Genomic DNA, 16,197 nt, shown 5'->3' with positions numbered 1-16,197 from the left:
TTGTTTCTGCTCGAATGCACGGAAATTGGATGAGGCCTGAATTCCCTGAACAAAGGCTCAGTTTACCACCCTGTCAACGCACGAAACGGCGTAACACAGCTCATAAAATCTAACATATTCCCTGATTGCCGCCGGTGGTAAGCACCTACCAACGTCAACCAGATAAAGGCAGACAAGAGCCTATCTCAAATAGGCGTTGTTGTCGCAGGCAGTTTGGAAAAAACTCCAAAAAGACGGTAACGAGGCCCAGATGGGGCCGGTCCTCATTCTACGTCAATTTTTGTCCGTCAATCAGCTTAAACACGATAACGACGTGAATATTTTTTACGCCCTACGTCGATCGGTTCCGGCGACGCGAAAAAGTCGCCCTGCCCGCCATGGATCCCACGCTCTTTCAGCGTCTGCCATTCGTTGCGCGTACGTACGCTGGCAGCGAACACCTGAGCGCGCGTGCCCGCGCAGGCGCCGGTCAGGCTCTGCACGAACAGTTGGTTTTCGTCCCGCTTATCGATACTCCGCACCAACCCCGGGTGGAGCTTGACGATCTCCACCTGCAACGACTTGATATAGGACGTACTGACCACGGTTAACCCCGCTTTGGACACCGCCAGGCGGCAACCCAGCCCTGACAGCAACCTCAGCACCGGACGCAAACGGTCGATATGTTGACACACATCTGCCTCCGCAAGTTCAATCAGAATTCGTCGACGCTGACTTTTTTCGCACTGCAACAGCGTATCCCGCAGCCAGCGCTGGAAAGAACGCTGCAAAATCGAGTCCACGCACAGCGGGAACGCCAGCGTTTCTTCAGGCCACTGCGCCAGCAACGGGATGATGCGGCTCACCTGTTGGCGATCGTAACTCTCCGCCAACCCCAATTGCTCCACCAGCGGCATATATTCCGCCGGCAGCAATTCCTGGGCGCCGTCATAAATTCGGCTCATGATCTCGCGGTGGTGCACCTCGCCTTCCACGGTCACCGCCGGTTTCTGATACAGCCGCGGGCCGCCGCGCGCCAGCACCTGTTCCAGCAGCGTGCGCCACTTGACGCTGCCGCGCCCCTTTTCCGGCACCTGGCTGTCGTACACGTACCAACCGTTTTCGCCCTGCAGCGTGGCGTGCCGCGTCGCCTGCTCCGCGTAATCGATCACCTGCTCCGTGGTCTGGCCGCTGCGGTACGCCACGATGCCGATGTGCAGGAAGGCCTCACGGTCGATCATCGCCGTGGAAGGCAAGGCATCGATGGCGTTGACCAGCTGTGAGGCGATGCCGTCGGCCTCCTTCAGCGTGCGATGCGGCAGCAAGACGGTAAAATCGCTGTGAAAATAGCGCGCCAGCAGCGCCGACGGATAGCGCATCACGAAGGTAGACAGCAGATTGACCAGCGAATACATCAGCTCCTGCACCGCTACGCTGCCGTGCGTGTCGCGCAGGGTCTCGAAATCGGGCAGCCGCACCATCATCACGATGCCGTGCGAGCCTTCCTCTTCCAGCTGAGTGGTCAATTGGTTATCGAAGAACAGGCGATTGTTCAACCCGGTTTTGGCGTCCTGCGCCGCGAAGGCGCGGATCAGCGTATCGACCCGGCTGCGCTCCTCCCGGGCTTCCGCCAGATCGGCCAGCAGGCGGTCGAGCGCCCCGCTGACGTTGGCCGGCCATTCGCGCACGTCGCCCTGCATGACGTTTTCGCGCTCGCCATTCAGAATGCGCCGCGCGCGGCGCTCCAGACGATCCTCGCCGTCGGCCTGTTCACGCAGCCAGCGCAGGCTGAACAGCAAAATCACCACCATAACGACGATCGACAGCGTGACGGCGGCCGTGGATTGCAACGTGCGCACATCGCTGGCGAAGGGATCGAGGTAGGTGATTTGCAGCATACTGCCCGGGTGCTGCAACAGCGGGCGCGAGACCTGACGATAGCCGTTCAGCGCATCCCAGGGCTCTTTTTTCGCCGTCGGCAATTTATAGTCGAGGAGCTTGCTGGCGCCGGCCTCTACGCGGACTGACACGATGCCGAGTGTGCGCATGACAATCGGCAACCATTTCTCCTGCTCCTGCGGTGGCTCGCGCAACATGGCTTGATCGAGAGTGGTGACCAGCGAATCCAAGCGGCGCTCCACGCGATCTTGCGTGACGTAAAAGAAGCTGTATGAGCATCCCATCAGCATCAAAAACATCGCCAGCGCGACCAACAGAGTGATCAATGCAGAGAGTTTGGTGGTAAATCGCATCCCTGTGCCTTGTCCGCTATGGTTAAGTGAGTGTTCACCCTTTAGCTAAAAGGGACCGTCCAACCCTAACAAGCCTTGCTGAGGAATTAAACCTGCAAGCGCCGTTTTTGTCCTTTATCAGGACTTGGGCCGCTTATTATGCATATAGTCAAATAAATGTGATTCAGCCATTGATAGAAAAGTGTAAACGAGAGGAAGAGTGACATGCGTGCACTGTTATTGGAACAACAAGACGACCAAACTCTGGCTCATATCAAAGATATCGGCAGCGATCGGTTGCCGGAAGGCGATGTTACCGTCGACATCAACTGGTCCAGCCTGAACTACAAGGATGCGCTGGCGATCACCGGGAAAGGCAAGATCGTGCGTCATTTCCCGATGGTGCCTGGCATCGACTTCGCCGGCACCGTGCGCCACAGCGGTGACGCTCGCTTTAAAGAGGGGCAAAGCGTGGTGCTCACCGGCTGGGGCGTGGGTGAACACCACTGGGGCGGCCTGGCCGAGCAGGCTCGCGTCTCCGGCGAGTGGCTGGTGCCGCTGCCGAACGGCCTGGATGAGCGCAAGGCGATGATCATCGGCACCGCCGGCTTTACCGCCATGCTGTGCGTGATGGCGCTGGAGGAAGGCGGTGTACACCCGGACGACGGCGATATCCTGGTTACCGGCGCCAGCGGCGGCGTGGGCAGCACCGCCATCGCCCTGCTGGCGGCGCTGGGGTACCGGGTGACCGCCATCAGCGGCCGCGACAGCAATACCGACTACCTGAAAGCGCTCGGCGCCAAAGAGGTGATGTCGCGCGATGGCTATATCGACACGCCGCGTCCGCTGGAGAAACAGCTGTGGGCCGGCGCGGTGGACACCGTCGGCGACAAACTGCTGGCCCGGGTGCTGGCGCAGATGAACTATAACGGCACCGTCGCCGCCTGCGGCCTGGCCGGCGGCTATCAGTTGCCGACCACCGTGATGCCGTTCATTCTGCGCAATGTGCGCCTGCAAGGGGTGGACTCGGTGCATACGCCGCTGCATCGCCGCCAAACCGCCTGGGAACGGCTGGCCGGCATTCTGCCGGACAGTTTCTATCAGCAGGCCACGCACGAAATCACCCTCGAACAGGCGCCGGCCACCGCCGCCGCGCTGCTGAACAACCAAATCACCGGCCGCACTCTGGTGAAAATCCGCTGACGGACTCCCCCCGGCGACGGGGGGCTCACCGGCGTCTGCGAAATTTCATATTTTCCCGTGTCCCCTCGCTTCCGGCCGGCTTTAGCGCCATGCTTATTTCATGGAGCCCCGTTAACCGCTCGCGGGCGGCGGGCATCAGTCGCGGAGAACATCAGCATGAACAAACACCCCAAATTGACCGAGGCCGACGTCACGCCGGAGAGCGTATTCCACCAGCGGCGCAAAGTACTGCAGGCGCTCGGCATCACCGCCGCCACGCTGGCGCTGCCTACCGGCGCACAGGCGGACCTGCTGTCGTGGTTCAAAGGCAACGATCGTCCCAAAGCGCCGCCGGGCAAAGCGCTGGAATTCAGCAAACCGGCCGCCTGGCAGGCGCAGCTGGCGATGACGCCGGAAGACAAGGTCACCGGCTACAACAACTTCTATGAGTTCGGCCTCGACAAGGCCGATCCGGCCGCCAACGCCGGCGGGCTGAAAACCGAAGGCTGGAAAGTGCGCATCGACGGCGAAGTGGCGAAGCCGATAACGCTGGATATCGACGATCTGATGAAGCGTTTCCCGCTGGAGCAGCGCATTTATCGCATGCGCTGCGTCGAGGCCTGGTCGATGGTGGTACCGTGGATCGGTTTCGAACTGGGCAAACTGATCAAGCTGGCCGAGCCGAACGGCAACGCGCGCTACGTGGCCTTCCAGACGCTGTACGATCCGGAACAGATGCCCGGCCAGAAAGATCGCTTTATCGGCGGCGGCCTGAAATATCCCTACGTCGAAGGGCTGCGGCTGGACGAGGCGATGCATCCGCTGGCGCTGCTGACCGTCGGCGTGTACGGCAAAACCCTGCCGCCGCAAAACGGCGCGCCGCTGCGGTTGATTACGCCGTGGAAATACGGCTTCAAAGGCATCAAGTCGATCGTGCATATCCGTTTGGTGCGCGATCAGCCGCCGACCACCTGGAACCAATCTGCGCCGAACGAGTACGGTTTTTACGCCAACGTGAATCCGCACGTCGATCATCCGCGTTGGTCGCAGGCCACCGAGCGTTTCATCGGCGCCGGCGGCATACTCGACGTCAAACGCCAACCGACTCTGCTGTTTAACGGCTATGCCGATCAGGTGGCGTCGCTGTATCGCGGCATGGACCTGCGGGAGAATTTCTAAGTGCGCCTGACGCCTGTTCATATCAAATGGCTGAAAGCCGCCCTGCATCTGGCGGCGTTTTTGCCCTTTCTCTGGCTGGTGTTGGCGGTGGATCAGGGCTGGTTCAGCGCCGATCCGTCCAAGGACATTCAGCATTTTACCGGCAGAATGACGCTGAAACTGCTGCTGGCCACGCTGGCTATCGCCCCGCTGGCGCGCTACGCCCGGCAACCGCTGCTGATCCGCTGCCGCCGCCTGGTCGGGCTGTGGTGCTTTGCCTGGGGCACGTTGCACCTGATAAGCTACTCCACGCTGGAACTGGGGCTGAGCAATCTCGGCCTGCTGGGCAGCGAGCTGGTGAACCGCCCGTATCTGACGCTCGGCATCCTCACCTGGTTGATCCTGCTGGCGCTGGCGGCCACCTCGACGCTGTGGGCGATGCGCAAACTGGGCGCCAAATGGCAAACGTTGCACAACTTCGTCTATCTGGCGGCGATCCTCGCGCCCATCCACTATCTGTGGTCGGTCAAAACGTTTTCCCCCCAGCCGTTCATTTACGCGCTGTTGGCGGTGGCGCTGTTGGGCCTGCGTTACAAGAAGTTCCGCGCCTGGTGGCGCTGAATCGCGCGGCGGCGCGCGGGATTGCCGCTGAAAAACGCGCGTCGCCGGCGGGAACTTTTTTTGTGTTCCAGCGCTCATATTCCTGTCACGGCTCCCCGAGTTCGTCGATTTGGGGTTGAATATCTTCGCTGATAAGACCAGTATTTAGCTGCGAATTGCTACGATATCGTTATAATGCCCGACCTTGTTTCTGTTCTCAGGGTGAATTTGCCCCTTAACAGGTGACAAATCGGTAACATCGGGTTATTTTCTACGATGATGGTTTTATTGCCGGAGATACCAGCACAATGGCGGATAAGTTTCACATTTTGCTTCTGAACGGCCCCAATCTCAATCTGCTGGGGACGCGTGAGCCGGAGAAGTACGGCAGCACGACGCTGACAGAGATTGTTAACGGATTGGAAAACCAGGCATCCGCATTGGATATTACCCTGAGCCATCTGCAGTCCAACGCCGAGCATCAGCTGATCGATCGCATCCATCAGGCGCGCGGCAATACCGATTTCATTCTGATAAATCCGGCGGCGTTCACGCATACCAGCGTGGCGCTGCGCGATGCGTTGCTGGCGGTGCAGATCCCGTTCATCGAGATCCACCTGTCCAACGTGCACGCCCGCGAACCTTTCCGCCATCACTCTTATCTCTCAGACGTAGCGGTAGGCGTGATTTGCGGCCTCGGCGCGGATGGCTACGCTTTCGCTTTACAGGCAGCGGTTAACCGTCTGTCGAAAACCCACTAATTACTCCACAAAAAGAGTACGGAATCACACTCATGGATATTCGTAAAATCAAGAAACTGATCGAACTGGTTGAAGAATCAGGCATTTCTGAACTGGAAATCTCTGAAGGCGAAGAATCGGTTCGCATCAGCCGTGCCGCACCGGCGCAGGCTTATCCCGTCATGCAGCAGGCCTACGCGATGCCGGCACAGCAGCAGCCAGCCCTGGCTAACGCCGTTGCCACCGCGCCTGCGGCAGAAACCCCTGCAGCACCGGCGGCCGTGAGTGGCCACGTCGTTCGTTCCCCAATGGTAGGCACCTTCTACCGCACCCCAAGCCCGGACGCGAAAGCCTTCGTGGAAGTGGGCCAGAAAGTGAACGCCGGCGATACCCTGTGCATCGTTGAAGCCATGAAAATGATGAACCAGATCGAAGCGGACAAGTCCGGCGTCGTGAAAGCCATCCTGGTGGAAAACGGCCAGCCGGTCGAATATGACGAGCCGCTGGTCGTCATCGAATAACGAGGCGCCCCCATGCTTGATAAAATTGTTATCGCCAACCGCGGCGAGATCGCGCTTCGCATCCTGCGTGCCTGTAAAGAACTGGGTATCAAGACCGTTGCGGTTCACTCCGCGGCCGACCGCGATCTGAAACACGTTCTGCTGGCCGACGAGACCGTCTGCATCGGTCCTGCGCCATCGGTAAAAAGCTATCTGAACATCCCGGCCATCATCTCGGCGGCGGAAATCACCGGCGCGGTGGCGATCCACCCGGGCTACGGCTTCCTGTCCGAGAACGCCGACTTCGCCGAGCAGGTTGAACGCTCCGGTTTCATCTTCATCGGCCCGAAAGCCGAAACCATCCGCCTGATGGGCGACAAGGTTTCCGCGATCAACGCCATGAAAAAAGCCGGCGTGCCATGCGTGCCGGGCTCCGACGGCCCGCTGACCGATGACATGGATAAAAACCGTGCCTTCGCCAAGCGCATCGGTTATCCGGTGATCATCAAGGCCTCCGGCGGCGGCGGCGGCCGCGGCATGCGCGTCGTGCGCAGTGACAAAGACCTTGAGCAGTCCATCAACATGACGAAAGCGGAAGCCAAAGCGGCTTTCAACAACGACATGGTGTACATGGAAAAATACCTGGAGAATCCGCGTCACATCGAGATTCAGGTATTGGCCGACGGCCAGGGCAACGCCATCTATCTGGCCGAGCGCGACTGCTCCATGCAGCGTCGCCACCAGAAAGTGGTCGAAGAAGCGCCGGCGCCGGGCATCACCAGCGAAATGCGCCGCTACATCGGCGAGCGCTGCTCGAAAGCCTGTGTGGAAATCGGCTATCGCGGTGCGGGCACCTTCGAGTTCCTGTATGAAAACGGCGAGTTCTATTTCATCGAAATGAACACCCGTATTCAGGTAGAGCACCCGGTTACCGAAATGATCACCGGCGTGGATCTGATCAAAGAGCAGCTGCGCATCGCTGCCGGTCAGCCGCTGTCGATCAAACAGGAAGAAGTGAAGATCCACGGCCATGCGGTAGAATGCCGCATCAACGCCGAAGATCCGAACACCTTCCTGCCGAGCCCGGGCAAGATCACCCGCTTCCACGCGCCAGGTGGTTTCGGCGTGCGTTGGGAGTCTCATATCTACGCCGGTTATACCGTACCGCCGTACTATGACTCCATGATCGGCAAACTGATCACCTACGGCGAAAACCGTGACGTGGCGATTGCCCGCATGAAAAACGCCCTGGCTGAACTGATCATCGACGGCATCAAAACCAACGTTGAGCTGCAGCAGAAGATCATGAACGACGAAAACTTCCAGCACGGTGGCACCAACATCCACTATCTGGAGAAGAAGCTGGGTCTGCAGGAAACCTAAGCAGGCACGCAGCATCGTCTGACGAAAGGCCGGTTAATCACCGGCCTTTTTCTTTGGCGCTGACGCCAGTAACGGCTTGGCAAAACGCCGTCATGCCGTAAAATTCCCTACCTTTGATGAATCCATCACCGTAAACCTATGGGAGACACGGATGGACAAACGCTTTATTCAGGCGCACCGCGAAGCGCGCTGGGCGCTGGGGCTGACGCTGCTCTACCTGCTGGCCTGGGGGCTGGCGGCCTACCTGCCGGACAGCGCCATCGGCGTCACCGGCCTGCCGCACTGGTTCGAAATGGCCTGCCTGCTGGTGCCGCTGCTGTTCATCGGCCTGTGCTGGCTGATGGTGCGCACGGTGTTCCGCGACATTTCGCTGGAGGACAGCGATGCAAACTGAAGTGATCCTGCCGCTGGTCGCCTACCTGTTGCTGGTGTTCGGCCTGTCGGTGTATGCCTATCGCCGCCGTCAGAACGGAAATTTCCTCAGCGAATACTTCCTCGGCAACCGCTCGATGGGCGGCTTTGTGCTGGCGATGACCCTGACCGCCACCTACATCAGCGCCAGTTCGTTTATCGGCGGGCCCGGCGCCGCCTATAAATACGGCCTGGGCTGGGTACTGCTGGCGATGATCCAACTGCCGGCGGTGTGGCTGTCGCTCGGCGTGCTGGGCAAGAAATTCGCCATCCTGGCGCGACGCTACAACGCCATTACCCTCAATGACATGCTGTATGGCCGCTACCAAAGCCGCCTGTTGGTGTGGCTGGCCAGCCTCAGCCTGCTGGTGGCGTTCCTCGGCGCCATGACGGTGCAGTTCATCGGCGGCGCCCGCCTGTTGGAGACCGCCGCCGGCATACCTTATGACACCGGCCTGCTGATCTTCGGCATCAGCATCGCGCTGTACACCGCCTTCGGCGGCTTCCGCGCCAGCGTGTTGAACGACGCCATGCAGGGGCTGGTGATGCTGCTTGGCACCGTGCTGCTGCTAGTGGCGGTGATCCATGCCGCCGGCGGACTGGACAGCGCAGTAAGCAAACTGCAGCAGATCGATCCGGCGCTGGTGTCGCCGCAGGGCGGCGATCAGATCCTCAGCCTGCCGTTTATGACGTCATTCTGGATCCTGGTGTGCTTCGGGGTGATCGGCCTGCCCCACACCGCCGTGCGTTGCATCTCCTACAAGGACAGCAAGGCGGTGCATCGCGGCATTCTGCTCGGCACCGTGGTGGTGGCGGTGCTGATGTTCGGCATGCACCTGGCCGGCGCGCTCGGCCGCGCGGTATTGCCCGATCTCAAGATCCCCGATCAGGTGATCCCAACGCTGATGATCACCGTGCTGCCGCCGTACGCCGCCGGGATCTTTTTGGCGGCGCCGATGGCGGCGATCATGTCGACCATCAACGCCCAACTGCTGCAATCCTCCGCCACTATCATCAAGGATCTCTATCTGGGCGTGCGGCCGCAGCAGATCCACAACGAGCGATTGATCAAGCGCTTCTCCAGCCTGACCACGCTGATCCTCGGTCTGCTGGTGCTGCTGGCGGCCTGGCGGCCGCCTGAGATGATCATCTGGCTCAACCTGCTGGCTTTCGGCGGGCTGGAGGCGGTCTTCCTGTGGCCGCTGGTGCTGGGCCTGTATTGGGAACGCGCCAATGCACAGGGAGCGCTTAGCTCAATGGTGTCGGGTGCGGTATGCTATACGCTATTGGCCAGCTTCAACCTGCAACCGGCGGGGCTGCACCCTATCGTGCCTTCGCTGTTGCTCAGCCTGTTGGCGTTTTATCTCGGTAACGTCGTCGGCGAAAAGCGCCGGGCGGCGTCATCATTACCCTCTTGAAGAGAATTGCTATGCCTTGGATCCAACTCAAACTGAACACCACCGGCAGCCAGGCGGAAGACCTGAGCGACGCGCTGGTGGAAAGCGGCGCCGTGTCGGTGACCTTCCAGGACACCCACGACAATCCGGTGTTCGAACCCTTGCCGGGTGAAACCCTGCTGTGGGGCGATACCGATGTGATCGGCCTGTACGACGCCGAAACCGATATGGCCGAGGTGGTGGCGATGCTGGAACAGCACCCGCTGCTGGGCGCCGGTTTCCGCCACAAGATAGAACAGCTGGAAGACAAGGACTGGGAGCGCGAGTGGATGGACAACTTCCACCCGATGCGCTTCGGCGAGCGCTTGTGGATCTGCCCGAGCTGGCGTGACGTGCCCGATCCCGACGCGGTCAACGTGATGCTCGATCCGGGCCTGGCGTTCGGCACCGGCACCCACCCGACCACCGCGCTGTGCCTGCAGTGGCTGGACGGCCTCGATCTGGCCGGCAAAACCGTTATCGACTTCGGTTGCGGCTCCGGCATCCTGGCGATCGCCGCGCTGAAGCTGGGTGCGGCGCGCGCTATCGGCATCGACATCGATCCCCAGGCCATTCAGGCCAGCCGCGACAACGCGCAGCGTAACGGCGTTTCAGAGCGCCTGGAGCTGTATCTGCCGAAAGACCAGCCTGCCGACCTGCTGGCGGACGTGGTGGTCGCCAACATCCTCGCCGGCCCGCTGCGCGAGCTGGCGCCGCTGATCGGCTGTCTGCCGAAGGCCGGTGGCCATCTGGGGCTGTCCGGCGTGCTGGCCAGCCAGGCGAGCAGCGTAGCGGAAGCCTACGCAGAGAAGTTCACGCTCGACCCGGTCGCCGAGCGCGAAGAGTGGTGCCGCATTACCGGCCGCCGCAAGTAAGCGTCACGGTATAGTGTCCCTCTCGTTCACCGGCCCTGCGCCGGTGGATTTTTTTTGTCCGGCGATCGGCCCTCGGGCGGCACAAAATTTTATGCACTTTTTCGCCGCTCAACGACTGATCGCCCTGAGAATGCGCCTTCCAGGCAGGCTATCCCGGCAAAAATAGCGGGCGAATGCAGATAATATCCTGCGCAAAGGCGAATATTTTGCCGCACACAAAATAAGCACTTTTCGTCAACTTATTGTAAAATATATATAATATTTTTATGAATCGCCGCGTAGCGTATTTTTCGTCCTAATATCGGGCCAATTGGTTAAAGTTTGGCCTTTCATCTCGACGCAAAAATGCGTAATATACGCGCCCTTGCGGACACAGTATGGTCACTCTTTGTCTATGCGCATTGGACACCACCAGCTTACTAATTGCCTGATTGCGGCCCCGATGGCCGGTATTACAGATCGCCCGTTCAGAACCCTCTGTCATGCAATGGGTGCTGGGATGGCTGTATCCGAAATGCTCTCCTCCAACCCGGAGGTGTGGCGGACGGATAAGTCGCGTCTGCGTATGGTGCATAGCGATGAACCTGGGATCCGCTCCGTGCAAATTGCCGGATGCGATCCTGATGATATGGCCGCCGCCGCGCGTATCAACGTGGCCAGCGGCGCGCAGATCATCGACATCAACATGGGATGCCCGGCCAAAAAAGTGAACCGGAAGCTTGCCGGGTCCGCTTTGTTGCAGTACCCGGATCTGGTTAAACGGATCCTCCACGCGGTGGTCGACGCGGTGGATGTGCCGGTAACGCTGAAGATTCGCACCGGCTGGGCGCCAGAGCACCGTAACTGTGTAGAGATTGCCCAACTGGCCGAAGACTGTGGTATTCAGGCCCTGACGATTCACGGCCGAACCCGCGCCTGTCTGTTTAACGGCAACGCGGAATACGACAGCATTCGGGCAGTTAAGCAGAGTGTTTCCATTCCGATTATCGCGAATGGGGATATTACTGACCCGCATAAAGCCAGAGCAGTGCTCGACTACACCGGGGCCGATGCCCTGATGATAGGCCGCGCTGCTCAGGGGAGACCCTGGATCTTCCGGGAAATCCAGCATTATCTGGACACTGGGGAGTTGCTGCCGCCGATGCCGCTTGGCGAGGTGAAGCGCTTGTTGATTGGGCACATTCGGGAATTGCACGGCTTCTATGGCCAAGGCAAGGGATTCCGGATTGCTCGTAAGCACGTGTCCTGGTATCTCCAGGAACACGCTCCGAATGACCAGTTTCGGCGCACATTCAACGCCATAGAGGATGCCAGCGAACAGCTGGAGGCGTTGGAGGCATATTTCGAAAATCTTAGCGTAAAAAAAGAGCTGACAGAACTATGTTCGAACAACGCGTAAATTCTGACGTACTGACCGTTTCTACCGTTAACTCACAAGATCAGGTGACTCAAAAGCCTCTGCGTGACTCGGTTAAACAAGCACTGAAGAACTATTTTGCTCAACTGAACGGTCAAGACGTAAATGACCTGTATGAGCTGGTACTGGCTGAAGTTGAACAGCCCCTGTTGGACATGGTGATGCAATACACCCGTGGCAACCAGACCCGCGCAGCCCTGATGATGGGCATCAACCGCGGCACGCTGCGTAAGAAGCTGAAAAAATACGGCATGAACTGATACTAGTCAGTTAACGTGTTGAAAAGGCGCTTTATCTCATTTGATAAGCGCCTTTTTCTTTTTCTGGCCTGTGCCTACATTGGCGGAGCTTTGCGCGGAATGCGCTTATCAATATATCCGGCAATGAAATAGCAAATACCCGCCACGCCCGCGATCATCACGTAGCGCTTCCACCCGTCCAACTCCACACCCAAGCTATCCAGCCCGCTCAACACCACAAACACCAGCAGACCCAAGATAACCGATGCTCTGCCTGTCCAGGTTGGCGAGGGTGTAAATAAACGCCTTACCCAATAGGGTTTCATAGGGCTTCCTTCTTAGTTGCGACGGAGTCACCAATCGATGAAGAATACTCTCACGTTTTACTCGGGGCGACAAAGCGGGGGCATAGGCTCTGGTTTGCAGGCAATAAAAAAGGCCGCAACGCGGCCCTTGGGGTAAAAAGCGGAGACCTTACTCGGTCGCTTTGTTTTTGAGGCTTTCCGCCCCTTGCTTGGTCTTGTCCCAAGCCTTCTCCGTACCCTGTTTGGTGGAGTGCCAGGCTTTTTGCGAGCCTTCGCTCACTTTACTGCCAACGCTATCGCTCTTGCCTTCGGCGGCGTGCTTGGCTTTCAGCTTCAGCTCTTCACCCTTGTCCTGAGACTGGTGCAGCTTTTCTTTGGCGGTATCCGCCCCTTTATGCGCCTCAGCGACAACCTCGTTGCTGGCGTGAGCGGCGGTGTCGGTCGCGGTTTCAGCAGCGAACACCGGGGAAGCGAGCAGCAGTGCAGACAAGGCAATGATTGATTTCTTCATAAGTCCCTCTTTTCTCAGATACGTGCCATTCGTCATGAAACAAGATGGCATGAAACGCCCCTTGAACGATTTAAGAATAGGACTAAAACCAAAAAAATCGATATAAAATTTTATTACAAACGGTTTTATTGATTTTTTATGCCACTAAGCGGCATGAACGGGGAAAGCGCACGAAAAAGTTAAATTTTTCCTGTCACAAAACTATAATTTGTACGAATTTTTAACAAACACTAACAGGGATGGATTCTATGGTTGCCGCGATCATTATCGGCATTTTTATCATCAGCTTCCTCTATGCACACTCCCGCGGCAAAGAGAAACAAAAGCTTACCCGTCAGCTGTTCGATCACTCCACGTTTATGGGGCCGATCAACATGTTTATGACCGGCTTCTCCCGTTTGCCCGCCAAACAGCCCTATTTCGACGAAAAAGGCTTCCCGGAGCTGCAGACGCTGACCGACAACTGGCAGACGATCCGCGAAGAAGCGGTGCGCCTGCAGGATCACATCAAAAAGGCGCAGTCGCATAACGATGCCGGCTTCAACACCTTCTTCAAACGCGGCTGGAAACGTTTCTATCTGAAATGGTATAGCGACAGTCACCCTTCAGCGCAGACGCTGTGTCCAAAAACCGTCGAGCTGCTCAACCGCATCCCGTCGGTCAAGGCGGCGATGTTCGCCGAGCTGCCGCCCGGCAGCCACCTGGGTAAACACCGCGACCCTTACGCCGGCTCGGTGCGCTATCACCTGGGGCTGATGACGCCCAACGACGATCGCTGCTTCATCGAAGTAGACGGCGAGCAGCACAGCTGGCGCGACGGCGAGGCGGTGATCTTCGACGAGACCTACGTGCACTGGGCGCAGAACGCCACCGATCAGACGCGCATCATTCTGTTTTGCGACGTCGAGCGGCCAATGAAATGGCGCTGGGCGCAGGCGGTCAACCACTGGGTCGGCGCTACGCTGATGTCGGCGGCCAGTTCGCCGAACGACGATCAGGACCGCACCGGCGGCATCAACCGCATCTTCAAATACGTCAACGCGGTGCGCGATGCCGGCCAACGCCTGAAAGCGCGCAACCGCCGCGGTTACTACCTGCTGAAATGGCTGGTGATCGCCGCGATCTTCGCCGCGATTATCATTCCCAGCCTGTAAAACGCGCCAATCCTCAACTCAGGGGCAACGTGAATGAGAATATTCGCATGCCCCTCTTCCGCCACACCCCGTACCCTGTGTTAGCATAAGCATTCCTAGAGCCGCCTCCGCTGGCCAACAGCTATCCCTCCGAAGCCTGATAGCAGCGCAAACCGCCCTTCGAATGTAAATGTTTAGTCAATTATGGAATTCCGACTAAACCCTGGCCGTACCCGGGTGTCTGAGTAGTCGTATCGCTATCGAGTGGAACCTTTATGCGTTACAGCTTGCTGCCCCTTTTAACGTATAAAACGAGTTTCTATGAAATCAGCCAAAGCATTTCAACTGGCCTTGCTGCACCCGCGCTACTGGCTAACCTGGTTCGGCCTCGCTCTGCTGTTCCTGCTGGTACAGCTCCCCTATCCGCTGCTCTACCGTCTGGGGGTGTGGATGGGACGCACCTCGATGCGTTTTCTCAAGCGCCGCGTCACCATCACCCGTCGCAACCTCGAGCTGTGCTTCCCCGAGATGGACGAAGCGCAGCGCGAGCGCAAAGTGGTGGGCAATTTCGAATCCCTCGGCATGGGCCTGCTGGAAACCGGCATGGCCTGGTTCTGGTCAGATAAACGCGTCAAGCGCTGGTTCAACGTCTCCGGCATCAACCACCTCAAAATGGCGCAGCGCGACGATCGCGGCGTGCTGGTGATCGGCGTGCATTTTATGTCGCTGGAGCTGGGCGGCCGAGCGATGGGCCTGTGTCAGCCGATGATGGCGATGTACCGTCCGCATAACAACAAGGCGATGGAATGGGCGCAGACCAAAGGCCGCATGCGTTCCAACAAGGCGATGATCGATCGCAAGGATTTGCGCGGCATGGTGCATGCGCTCAAGCGCGGCGAGGCGGTGTGGTTCGCACCGGATCAGGACTACGGCCCGCGCGGCAGCGTATTCGCGCCGCTGTTCGCCGTCGATAAGGCCGCCACCACCAGCGGCACCTTCATGCTGGCACGCATGGCCAACCCGGCGCTGGTGCCGGTGGTGCTGATCCGCCGCGAAGGCGGCCGCGGCTACGACCTGCTGATCCAACCGGCTCTGGAAGACTATCCGCTCAGCGACGAACAGGCGGCGGCGGCTTACATGAACAAAGTGATCGAGAAAGAGATCATGCGGGCGCCGGAGCAATACATGTGGCTGCACCGCCGTTTCAAAACCCGACCGGCTGGCGCGCCCTCGCTGTACTGACCCTCTTTTTTCAGCCCGGCCAACGCCGGGCTTTTTTGTGCGCCGCGTTTAAAAAATCTGCGGCTCGGGCTCCCGCTTTCCTGTAATCTCCTTTTTTACCCGCACAGGAAAGGAAATGATGAAAGCTCAAGTCCGCATTGCTCTGGTCGGTGATTACAACCCGCAAGCCGTGGCCCACCAGGCCATCCCCGTGGCACTCCAGCTCACCGCCGCCCACCTCGACATCGACGTTCAGCCCCAGTGGCTCCCGACCGAAACCCTGACCTCCCCCGACGCGCTGCAAGATTTCGACGCCATCTGGGTGGTGCCGGGCAGCCCGTATCGTCACGACGACGGCGCGTTTATGGCGATCCGTCATGCGCGGGAAAACGACGTGCCGTTCCTCGGCTCCTGCGGCGGTTTTCAATACGCCATCGTCGAATACGCCCGCAATGTGATGGGCTGGCACGACGCCGGTCATGCGGAAACCGACAGCGGTGGCCGGCTGGTGATCGCCCCATTGAGCTGCTCGCTGGTGGAAAAAACCGGCGACATCGTTTTTCAGCCTGACACCCGCGTCGCGCAGGCCTACGGCAGCCTGAACGCCCATGAAGGCTACCACTGCAACTTCGGCGTGAATCCGGACTTCGTCGCCGATCTGCAGCGTTTCCCGCTGATCATCAGCGGCCACGACACCGAAGGCGACGTACGCGCCATCGAACTGCCGGGCCGGCGTTTTTACGCCGCCACGCTGTTCCAGTCGGAACGCGCCGCGCTGCGCGGCGAGCTTTCACCGCTGGTGGTGGAACTCGTCAAAGCCGCCGCCAACGGGTAAACAAAGGTTCATCGGCGCCATCGGGGCGTTGTCACCGGATA

The 16,197-nt window shown here is 59.0% G+C and carries 17 protein-coding genes; 14 read left to right on the top strand and 3 right to left on the bottom strand.

From position 1 onward, the window contains the following. Positions 1-296: 296 nt before the first annotated feature. Entirely contained in the window at positions 297-2,231 is a 1,935-nt protein-coding gene (gene csrD / locus ACJ8PE_RS09955; RefSeq protein WP_197792735.1) for an RNase E specificity factor CsrD, read from the bottom strand. A gap of 204 nt (positions 2,232-2,435) precedes the next feature. Between csrD and acuI the strand changes: the two genes are divergently transcribed. From acuI to fis, 11 genes are all read left to right on the top strand, one after another. Then, positions 2,436-3,413 carry an acrylyl-CoA reductase (NADPH) gene (gene acuI, locus ACJ8PE_RS09950; RefSeq protein ID WP_033644448.1) on the top strand — a complete coding sequence of 326 codons (978 nt, stop codon included), beginning with the start codon at positions 2,436-2,438 and terminating at the stop codon, positions 3,411-3,413. 156 nt (positions 3,414-3,569) lie between these two features. Then, positions 3,570-4,571, top strand: a complete 1,002-nt coding sequence (msrP, locus tag ACJ8PE_RS09945; RefSeq protein WP_046897218.1) for a protein-methionine-sulfoxide reductase catalytic subunit MsrP — start codon at positions 3,570-3,572, stop codon at positions 4,569-4,571. Further along, positions 4,572-5,171 (top strand): protein-methionine-sulfoxide reductase heme-binding subunit MsrQ, encoded by a 600-nt coding sequence (msrQ, locus tag ACJ8PE_RS09940; protein WP_016930241.1) that lies wholly within the window; start codon positions 4,572-4,574, stop codon positions 5,169-5,171. It abuts the gene before it with no gap. Positions 5,172-5,458: 287 nt separating this feature from the next. Further along, positions 5,459-5,911, top strand: coding sequence for a type II 3-dehydroquinate dehydratase (gene aroQ / locus ACJ8PE_RS09935; RefSeq protein ID WP_004936891.1), 453 nt, complete (start codon positions 5,459-5,461; stop codon positions 5,909-5,911). Between the two features lie 32 nt (positions 5,912-5,943). Further along, positions 5,944-6,411, top strand: coding sequence for an acetyl-CoA carboxylase biotin carboxyl carrier protein (accB, locus tag ACJ8PE_RS09930; RefSeq protein ID WP_033636178.1), 468 nt, complete (start codon positions 5,944-5,946; stop codon positions 6,409-6,411). A gap of 12 nt (positions 6,412-6,423) precedes the next feature. Continuing rightward, the gene (gene accC / locus ACJ8PE_RS09925) at positions 6,424-7,773 is read left to right on the top strand and encodes an acetyl-CoA carboxylase biotin carboxylase subunit (protein WP_033651233.1); all 1,350 of its coding nucleotides are present in this window, start codon (positions 6,424-6,426) and stop codon (positions 7,771-7,773) included. Between the two features lie 151 nt (positions 7,774-7,924). Beyond that, complete coding sequence (locus tag ACJ8PE_RS09920; protein ID WP_033644445.1) at positions 7,925-8,167, top strand: YhdT family protein; 243 nt, start codon at positions 7,925-7,927, stop codon at positions 8,165-8,167. Further along, on the top strand, positions 8,157-9,602 hold the full coding sequence (gene panF, locus ACJ8PE_RS09915; protein WP_273873234.1) for a sodium/pantothenate symporter: 1,446 nt from the start codon (positions 8,157-8,159) through the stop codon (positions 9,600-9,602). The genes ACJ8PE_RS09920 and panF overlap by 11 nt, the downstream gene beginning before the upstream one ends. Positions 9,603-9,613: 11 nt before the next feature. Next, a complete protein-coding gene (prmA, locus tag ACJ8PE_RS09910; protein WP_033644444.1) occupies positions 9,614-10,495 on the top strand; it encodes a 50S ribosomal protein L11 methyltransferase in 882 nt (293 codons plus the stop codon). A gap of 394 nt (positions 10,496-10,889) precedes the next feature. Further along, a complete protein-coding gene (gene dusB / locus ACJ8PE_RS09905) occupies positions 10,890-11,894 on the top strand; it encodes a tRNA dihydrouridine synthase DusB (RefSeq protein WP_033644443.1) in 1,005 nt (334 codons plus the stop codon). Then, on the top strand, positions 11,876-12,172 hold the full coding sequence (gene fis / locus ACJ8PE_RS09900; RefSeq protein ID WP_000462905.1) for a DNA-binding transcriptional regulator Fis: 297 nt from the start codon (positions 11,876-11,878) through the stop codon (positions 12,170-12,172). The genes dusB and fis overlap by 19 nt, the downstream gene beginning before the upstream one ends. Positions 12,173-12,246: 74 nt before the next feature. Here fis and ACJ8PE_RS09895 read toward each other — a convergent pair whose 3' ends face one another. Beyond that, complete coding sequence (locus tag ACJ8PE_RS09895) at positions 12,247-12,477, bottom strand: hypothetical protein (RefSeq protein WP_142110581.1); 231 nt, start codon at positions 12,475-12,477, stop codon at positions 12,247-12,249. Between the two features lie 148 nt (positions 12,478-12,625). Beyond that, positions 12,626-12,967: a hypothetical protein gene (locus ACJ8PE_RS09890; RefSeq protein ID WP_016930249.1), complete on the bottom strand. Its 342-nt coding sequence runs from the start codon at positions 12,965-12,967 to the stop codon at positions 12,626-12,628. A gap of 248 nt (positions 12,968-13,215) precedes the next feature. Between ACJ8PE_RS09890 and lpxO the strand changes: the two genes are divergently transcribed. The 3 genes from lpxO to ACJ8PE_RS09875 all read left to right on the top strand — a co-directional run bounded on the left by lpxO (position 13,216) and on the right by ACJ8PE_RS09875 (position 16,156). Continuing rightward, positions 13,216-14,121, top strand: coding sequence for a lipid A hydroxylase LpxO (gene lpxO, locus ACJ8PE_RS09885; protein WP_033651231.1), 906 nt, complete (start codon positions 13,216-13,218; stop codon positions 14,119-14,121). Between the two features lie 300 nt (positions 14,122-14,421). Further along, on the top strand, positions 14,422-15,342 hold the full coding sequence (gene lpxP / locus ACJ8PE_RS09880; RefSeq protein WP_033651230.1) for a kdo(2)-lipid IV(A) palmitoleoyltransferase: 921 nt from the start codon (positions 14,422-14,424) through the stop codon (positions 15,340-15,342). 115 nt (positions 15,343-15,457) lie between these two features. Then, positions 15,458-16,156 (top strand): CTP synthase C-terminal region-related (seleno)protein, encoded by a 699-nt coding sequence (locus ACJ8PE_RS09875; RefSeq protein ID WP_422125193.1) that lies wholly within the window; start codon positions 15,458-15,460, stop codon positions 16,154-16,156. The last annotated feature ends 41 nt before the right edge of the window (positions 16,157-16,197 follow it).

The organism is Serratia sp. CY74737, from assembly GCF_052166775.1.
GTDB classification, from domain to species: domain Bacteria; phylum Pseudomonadota; class Gammaproteobacteria; order Enterobacterales; family Enterobacteriaceae; genus Serratia; species Serratia ureilytica.
The sequence above is the reverse complement of the archived record's forward strand: the minus strand, read 5'-3'. Positions and strand labels throughout refer to the sequence as shown.